The sequence below is a fragment of the Ornithinimicrobium sp. genome (assembly GCF_051004135.1).
Classification (GTDB): Bacteria; Actinomycetota; Actinomycetes; order Actinomycetales; family Dermatophilaceae; genus Ornithinicoccus.
The window spans coordinates 1-7006 of sequence record NZ_JBPCKQ010000025.1 but is presented as its reverse complement, the minus strand read 5'-3'; the positions used below and the strand labels follow the sequence as shown (position 1 = coordinate 7006).

The 7006-nt window shown below is 67.7% G+C and carries 7 protein-coding genes and 4 pseudogenes; 8 read left to right on the top strand and 3 right to left on the bottom strand.

What is annotated here, in order from left to right; all coding sequences use genetic code 11:
* Positions 1-160 (bottom strand): annotated as a pseudogene (locus ACR2FV_RS01390) (aldehyde dehydrogenase family protein); the annotation flags it as partial.
* Between the two features lie 177 nt (positions 161-337).
* Between ACR2FV_RS01390 and ACR2FV_RS01385 the strand changes: the two are divergent.
* The 5 genes and pseudogenes from ACR2FV_RS01385 (at position 338) to ACR2FV_RS01365 (ending at position 5075) form a co-directional block, all read left to right on the top strand.
* Positions 338-1648: an ABC transporter substrate-binding protein gene (locus tag ACR2FV_RS01385; RefSeq protein WP_434013936.1), complete on the top strand. Its 1311-nt coding sequence runs from the start codon at positions 338-340 to the stop codon at positions 1646-1648.
* Between the two features lie 88 nt (positions 1649-1736).
* On the top strand, positions 1737-2720 hold the full coding sequence (locus ACR2FV_RS01380) for a carbohydrate ABC transporter permease (RefSeq protein ID WP_434013935.1): 984 nt from the start codon (positions 1737-1739) through the stop codon (positions 2718-2720).
* Entirely contained in the window at positions 2717-3646 is a 930-nt protein-coding gene (locus ACR2FV_RS01375) for a carbohydrate ABC transporter permease (RefSeq protein WP_434013934.1), read from the top strand. Before ACR2FV_RS01380 ends, ACR2FV_RS01375 begins: the two co-directional genes overlap by 4 nt.
* Positions 3532-4446, top strand: a pseudogene (locus ACR2FV_RS01370) (glycoside hydrolase family 32 protein); the annotation flags it as partial. The gene ACR2FV_RS01375 and the pseudogene ACR2FV_RS01370, both read left to right, overlap by 115 nt.
* 41 nt (positions 4447-4487) lie before the next feature.
* Positions 4488-5075: a GH32 C-terminal domain-containing protein gene (locus tag ACR2FV_RS01365; protein WP_434013933.1), complete on the top strand. Its 588-nt coding sequence runs from the start codon at positions 4488-4490 to the stop codon at positions 5073-5075.
* Positions 5076-5082: 7 nt separating this feature from the next.
* On the opposite strand, the gene ACR2FV_RS01360 is transcribed toward ACR2FV_RS01365, so the two are convergent.
* Positions 5083-5337 carry a hypothetical protein gene (locus tag ACR2FV_RS01360; RefSeq protein WP_434013932.1) on the bottom strand — a complete coding sequence of 85 codons (255 nt, stop codon included), beginning with the start codon at positions 5335-5337 and terminating at the stop codon, positions 5083-5085.
* 6 nt (positions 5338-5343) lie between these two features.
* On the opposite strand from ACR2FV_RS01360, the gene ACR2FV_RS01355 reads away from it, so the two are divergent.
* The 3 genes and pseudogenes from ACR2FV_RS01355 to ACR2FV_RS01345 all read left to right on the top strand — a co-directional run.
* Positions 5344-5472 (top strand): hypothetical protein, encoded by a 129-nt coding sequence (locus tag ACR2FV_RS01355; RefSeq protein WP_434013931.1) that lies wholly within the window; start codon positions 5344-5346, stop codon positions 5470-5472.
* A 37-nt stretch (positions 5473-5509) separates the two neighbouring features.
* Complete coding sequence (locus ACR2FV_RS01350) at positions 5510-6265, top strand: transposase (RefSeq protein ID WP_434013930.1); 756 nt, start codon at positions 5510-5512, stop codon at positions 6263-6265.
* Between the two features lie 96 nt (positions 6266-6361).
* Positions 6362-6619 (top strand): annotated as a pseudogene (locus ACR2FV_RS01345) (ISAzo13-like element transposase-related protein); the annotation flags it as partial.
* 4 nt (positions 6620-6623) lie between these two features.
* Here ACR2FV_RS01345 and ACR2FV_RS01340 read toward each other — a convergent pair.
* A pseudogene (locus tag ACR2FV_RS01340) lies at positions 6624-6830 on the bottom strand (transposase); the annotation flags it as partial.
* Positions 6831-7006 lie beyond the last annotated feature (176 nt).

Sequence of the window (7006 nt, the reverse complement as noted above, 5' to 3'; positions counted from 1 at the left end):
AGCAGTCCTGCCCGGCGTTGTCGAACGCCCCACCCGGTGTCGCGGCCGCCGCGGCTGCCAGGTCGGCGTCGGCGAAGACGATGTTGGCGTTCTTGCCGCCCAGCTCCAGGGTGACCCGCTTCACCTGCTCGGCGCACCCGCGCATGACGCCCTTGCCCACGTCCGCAGGGGCAAGGGTCCGTCGCGTCCCAAGACAACGATTGCATAAAGGTTTGGGGACCGCGTTGCGTGCGGACTGCCCCCCGAGTACTTTGACCGTGGCTGCCGTGACGTAGGTCACCGTTGGTCCGATCAAGCGCCATGGCGCGAACGAACCCAGTGAGTGGAGAGGGACGAGATGCGAGTGCCGAGCGCAGCGAGACTGGCCGCCGCCGGAGCAGCGAGCACACTGCTGCTGACCGGATGCCTGAGTGACGGGAGCGACACCGGTGGCGGGGGAGCCGGCGGGGACGGCGAGGTCGAGGTCATGTACGGCTTCGCCAACGAGCAGTCCGATGCCTTCATCGACAAGGTGGGTGCCTGGGCCGAGGAGGAGGGGATCAACGTCAAGTTCTCCCCGACCCCGGACTTCGACAAGCTGATCCGCAGCCGCGTCGCCGGCCAGAACCTGCCGGACATCGCGATCTTCCCGCAGCCCGGCATCACCCTGGACATCGCAGAGTCGGGCAAGCTGGCAGACCTGCGCGATGTGATCGACATGGAGGCCCTGCAGGAGTCCGTGGTGCCGGGCATCCTGGAGGCCGCCAGCACCGAGGACGGCGCGATCTACGCCGCCCCCATGTCGATCAGCGTCAAGAGCCTGGTCTGGTACCCCAAGGGGCCGTTCGAGGAGGCCGGCTACGAGATCCCGAAGACGCACGAGGAACTGCTCGCGCTGACCGAGCAGATCAAGTCCGACGGCACCACTCCCTGGTGCATCGGCATCGAGAGCGGCCCGGCGACCGGGTGGGTCGCCACCGACTGGCTGGAGGACTACGTCCTGCGGGTCGGCGGCACCGAGGGCTACGACCAGTGGGTCAACCACGAGATCCCGTTCGACGACCCCATGGTGGTCGAGGCCGGGCAGTACGTCGAGGACATCTGGAAGACCGAAGGCAACGTGCTCGGCGGCACGCAGGCGATCGCCAGCACCGCGTTCGCGACCGCGGCCAACCCGATGTTCCAGGAGGAGCCGGGCTGCTACCTGCACCGTCAGGCCAGCTTCCTGGCGTTGCCGGGCAGCTTCCCGGACGAAGTGATCCAGGATTTGGACAACCAGGTGGGCGTGTTCCAGTTGCCCGGCCTCGAGGAGGACGATGCCCCCGTGCTGGGCGGTGGCGACGTGGCCGGCCTGTTCAGCGGCGACGACGAGGACTCCGTCGCGGTGCTGGAGTACATCACCAGCGCGGAGTTCACCGGATGGGTGGAGACGAGCGGCTACATCTCGGCGCACAAGCAGTTCGACGTGAGCCTGCAGCCGAACGAGATCATGAAGGAGATCTCCGAGATCGCGTACTCGGCGACCGACTTCCGGTTCGACGGGTCCGACCTGATGCCCGGTGAGGTCGGTGCCGGCAGCTTCTGGCGCGAGATGGTCTCCTGGACCAACGATGCCGTGACGATGGAGGAGGCGCTGGCCAACATCGAGGCCAGCTGGCCGGCTCAGTAGTACGCGTTCCGGTCGGGTGGGCGGGCCCTGGTCCGCCCACCCCCCCGGCCATCCGTCCGAGATTCCCTGCCAATCCAGGAGTGGTCCAGTGACCATCAAGATCCTCAACGCGCTGATCGCCATCCTTGCCGGGGTTGGCGGGGCCCTGATCGTCTACTACGTCGTCAACAAGCTGGTCGAGATGCTCCCGCTGAGGTGGGAGGAGCGCCTCAAGCCCTACGTCTTCATCGGTCCGGCCTTCGCGGCGATCGCCCTGTTCCTGCTCTACCCCGCGATCCGCACGATCATCATGAGCTTCGCCAACCGGGACTCCACGGAGTTCGTCGGCTTCTCCAACTACACCGACCTGCTGTCCAGTCCCAACTTCCAGTCCACCCTGTTTAACACCTTGCTCTGGATCGCCGTGGTCCCGTTCGTCACGGTGGTCATGGGCCTGGCGGTCGCCGTCCTCGCCGACCGGCTGAAGCCGGGACCAGAGAAGCTCAGCAAGACCATCATCTTCCTCCCCATGGCGATCAGCATGGTCGGCGCCGGCACCATCTGGCGGTTCATCTACGAGGCCCGCCCCCCGAGCCGGGAGCAGATCGGCCTGCAGAACGCCATCGTCACGGCACTCGGCATGGATCCCGTCGTGTGGCTGCAGGAGTCCGGCTTCCGGCTCAACAGCTTCTTCCTGATGGTCATCCTGATCTGGGCCCAGGTCGGGTTCTCCATGGTGCTGCTCTCGGCAGCGCTGAAGGGCGTCGACACCTCGATGATCGAGGCGGCCCGGATCGACGGTGCCAGTGAGGTGCAGGCCTTCTTCCGGGTGGTCGTGCCGTCCATCTGGCCGACCGTCGTCACGGTGTTCATCACGGTCACGATCGGCGTCATGAAGGTGTTCGACATCGTCTACGTCATGACGAACGGCAACTTCAACACCAACGTGATCGCGGTCGACTTCTACAACCAGCTCTTCACCAACGGCAACGCCGGCTACGCCTCGGCCATCGTCGTGATGCTGATGATCGCGGTCATCCCGATCATGGCCTACCAGGTGCACAACTTCCGTGAACAGGAGTCCATGCGATGACCACCAGCATCTCGGGTCCGGCCTCGACGGCCAAGACCAACAAGGTCAAGGCCGGCAAGGTCATGGCCAGCAAGGACCACGGTGCCGGATCCGGTCAGGGTCGCGCCGGGTGGCTGGTCAAGATCGTCCTGCTCATCATTTGCCTGCTGTGGATCATCCCGGTCATCGGGCTTCTCGTGACGTCGCTGCGCACGGCCGATGCCGCGAACGCGACCGGGTGGTGGACGGCGCTCAGCTCGCCCCTGGACTTCACGCTGGGCAACTACGCCGAGGCCGCCGTGGAAGGCAACATGCTCCGGGCGTTCGTGAACAGCATGGCGATCACGCTGCCGGCCACGATCATCCCGATCATGGTCGCGGCGTTCGCGGCCTACGCGTTCAGCTTCATGCACTTCCCGGGCCGGGACGTGCTGTTCATCCTCATCGTGAGCCTGCTGGTTGTCCCCAGCCAGGTCGCGCTGGTGCCGCTGCTGCGAATCTACGGCGACTTCGGGCTCAACGGCACGTTTCCGGCGGCCTGGCTGGCCCACATCGGGTTCGGCATGCCGTTGGCGATCTTTATCCTGCGCAACTACATGGCGAGCCTGCCGATCGAGCTCATCGAGTCGGCGAAGATTGACGGCGCCAGCCACTTCCAGACGTTCTGGAAGCTGATCATCCCGATCTCGACCCCGGCACTGGCGTCGTTCGCGATCTTCCAGTTCCTCTGGGTCTGGAACGACCTGCTGATCGCGCTGCTCTTCATCGGCCCGGGGTCGAACGCGCCGATGACCGTGCAGCTGGCCGGGCTGCTGGGAGCGCAGGGACAGGGGTGGCACCTCATCACCGCCGGTGGCTTCCTGACCATGGTGGTGCCCCTGATCGTCTTCCTGTCGCTGCAGCGGTACTTCGTCCGAGGCATGACCGCTGGCTCCGTCAAGGGGTGAGTGGACACCACCGTCCGCGGTTCCATGTCCGCCCGGCGTCGGGATGGGTCAACGACCCGAACGCGCCGGTCCAGGTGGGCGGGACCTACCACCTGTTCTGCCAGCACAACCCGGGTGGCCCGGTGCACGGCGAGGTGCACTGGGCCCACTTCTCCAGCCGCGACCTGGTGCACTGGACGACGCACCCGATCGCGCTGGCCCCGCGTCCCGGGGGCCCGGATGAGGGTGGCTGCTGGTCGGGCAGCGCCGTGCTGGTGGACGGCGAGCCGTGGCTGGTCTACAGCGGCTACCTAGACCACGCCCGGCACCAGACCGTGTGCGTCGCCCGGCCCCTGCCGGGGTGGGAGCGGTGGGTGCCGGCGCAGGATACGGCTGTCATGCAGACGCCACCGGAGGCCGGGGAGCTGACGGAGTTCCGCGACCCGTTCGTCTGGGCCGCTCCGGACGGGTACCGGATGCTGATGGGAGCGGGCTACCGGGACTGCTCTGGCGTGGCCCTGCTGTACCGCTCGCAGGACCTGCGGTCCTGGACCGCGATGGGTCCGTTCTGCGGTGCGCGGCACCCGGTCGTGGCCGGGCACGACACGGGGGACGTCTGGGAGTGCCCGCAGCTCTTGGTCCGCGGTCGGCAGGCACTGCTCGTCCTGTCCGCGTGGCGGACCGACGGCGGTCCCTCGCACGTGATGTACGCCAGCGGGCGCCTCGTCGACGACCGGCTGGAGCCGGACGTGGTGGGGCGGCTGGACCACGGCCCTGACTTCTACGCTCCCGCGCTGACCGTGGACTCCACCGGCCGCTGCGTGCTCTGGGGTGGGCCTGGGAGGCTCGCGCCGACGCCGACGTGGCTGAGGACGGCTGGGCCGGCCTGCTCACCGTCCCCCGGGTCGTCGGGCTGGCTGCGGACGGCTCACCCCGGACGCTGCCCGCTGCCGAGCTGGAGAGCCTGCGCGGCGAGGGAGGACGCAGCGACGGCCTCTGCGTGCAGCCCGGCGTCACGCAGGTGCTGGACGGTGCCGCCGGCAGTGCCCTGGACGTCGTGGCCAGGCTCACCCCGGGGCCGGCCGGCCGGGTGTGGCTGGGGGTGCTGGCCGCCGCCGACGGCAGCGAGCGGACCGAGGTCGGCGTCGACGCCGACGGTGCGGTGTACCTCTCCCGCCAGCGGTCCAGCACTCGCCCCGGCACCTGTCGCGGCAGCTACCGGATGCCCGTCGGCCTGGACCGGGACGGCGGGGTGGATGTGCGCGTGCTCGTAGACGCCTCGGTCGTCGAGGTCTTCGCGGGGGACGGGCACGCCCTGACCGCGCGAGTCTACCCGCAGGCCCGGTCGAGCACCGGGCTTGTCGTCGGGGCGGCCGCGGCCGCGGGATCGTTTAGCGTGCAGTGGTGGCCGGTCGAAGTGCAGGGGCGATCCACCGCTCCCACTGCCTGAGCCGGGGTCACTCCCGGCGGGAGCTGCGCCCGCGCACCGACAGCAGGCCACGGACGGTGCAGTAGGTCGCACCGGCGAACCCGACGACCGTGCCCGCGAAGGTCACCAGCACCCAGTCGTCGTCGCCCTGGAGAAGGAGCACGTTGGACGTCATCACGCAGGCGAGAGCGAGCCCGAGGAAGGCCAGCGTCCGCAGGCCCCACCGCGGGGCACGGGCCGGCCTGCTGCGCGATTGGCTGAGCGAGGAAATGGGTGTCGTCATCTGCCCATGATCCCTCATGCCGGCGTGCCACGGCGGCCGGGTCTCGGCTCAGAGGAGCTCGCGGACACCCCGCCGCAGCGCGGACACGTCGCTGTCGACGGCGAGCAGGTCGGCGCCGGGCGGAGCAGCGACTAGCAACCACCACTATGTCAGGTAGGGGAAACTCACCTCGGTGGCCTCCAAGGTCCTCACCCAATCCGGGCGGTCGATGGTCAACGCCCTCATCGACGGCCAGCGTGATCCCGCACAGCTCGCCGACCTGGCCAAGGGCAAGCTGCGGCCGAAGATCCCGGACCTGACCGAAGCGCTCACTGCGCACTTCGGCGCTCACCACGCCGTGGCAGCACGCCGCATCCTCGACCATGTCGATTTCCTCGACAGCACCGTGGCGGCACTGACCGAGCAGATCAACATCCGCACCGAGCCCTACCAAGGCGCAAGAGAACTGCTCTTGCCCGTACCCGGCTTCGGCCGGTTGACCATCGACACGGTGATCGCCGAGACCGGCGCTGATATGAGCAGGTTCCCCGGTCCTGGCCATCTGGCGAAGTGGGCCGGCGTCTGCCCTGGCAATCACGAATCCGGAGGCAAGCATCGACGGGTCGGCGTCAGCCCGGGCAACCCCTGGCTACGACGCGCCCTCGTTGAGGCCGCCCGCGCTGCTGCTCGTACCAAAGGAAGCTACTTCGGTGCGCAGTACCGTCAGATCGCCAAACGGCGAGGCCCCAACAAAGCCGCAGTAGCCGTAGCCCACAGCCTGAGCGATCTGGTCTGGCACCTGCTCAGCACCGGCGAGTGCTACCACGACCTCGGTGACGACTACTTCCAGCGTCGAAGTGACCCACAACGACAGCCCCGCCGGCTCGTAGCTCAACTCGAACAACTCACCTACCACGTCGACCTCACCTTGAACAGCCCCGCCGTCTAGTTCCTCAGTCGATGCCACCAAGCGCTGCAGTGACCCACCCGCCGCGGCGCGTACAGGCATGCCCAAAACCAGGTCCGTACCGGTTGCATTTCACCCCAGATCGAGCACCGCCTCTTCTCCCAGATCACCCGCAACTGGGCAGGGCGACCACTACGCACGCACCAGACCATCGTCGACCTCATCTCCCACACCACCACGACCACCGGGCTACGCGTCCACTGCGTCCTGGACACCGAGGACTACCCCACCGGCCTGCGGTACACCAAGAAGGACGTCGAGGCACTGCCACTGACCCGGCACGACTTCCACGGTGAGTGGAACTACACCCTCACATCATCACGCGACACGCCGTGAGAAACACCGCGTTCGGGCAGCGCTCGGTGACCACGGCGGCGATCCAGTCAGCCGCGTCCGCGCTGACCTGGGTGATCAACGCACAACGCTCCGGGCCCAGCTCGTCGAAGAACCGACGCAACGTGGCCTTGTCCCGCCCCGCGGCGGCCATGAGCGCCCGCGTGTCGTGGTCCACCACCACCGTCAGATACCGGTGGCCCTTCTTGTAGTTATGTGGGTGATCGTTGTCAAGGGGTCTGGCGCTTTTTCTTTGACGAGTTGTAACTACTCAGGTGTTCGGCGTGGCGGGTTGATACTGGTGTGACTGGTGGGTGTCCGATGATCCGCTGCCGCCGATTCCGGCTGAGCCGACGGTGGAGCAGCTGCGGGTGGCTGTGCTGGAGCGGG

Excerpts from the sequence above, each read along its gene's own strand:
- ACR2FV_RS01385 (WP_434013936.1), top strand. The coding sequence starts at position 338 with ATGCGAGTGCCGAGCGCAGCGAGACTGGCCGCCGCCGGAGCAGCGAGC.
- ACR2FV_RS01375 (WP_434013934.1), top strand. The coding sequence starts at position 2,717 with ATGACCACCAGCATCTCGGGTCCGGCCTCGACGGCCAAGACCAACAAG.
- ACR2FV_RS01360 (WP_434013932.1), bottom strand. The coding sequence starts at position 5,337 with ATGACGACACCCATTTCCTCGCTCAGCCAATCGCGCAGCAGGCCGGCC.
- ACR2FV_RS01355 (WP_434013931.1), top strand. The coding sequence starts at position 5,344 with ATGATCCCTCATGCCGGCGTGCCACGGCGGCCGGGTCTCGGCTCAGAG.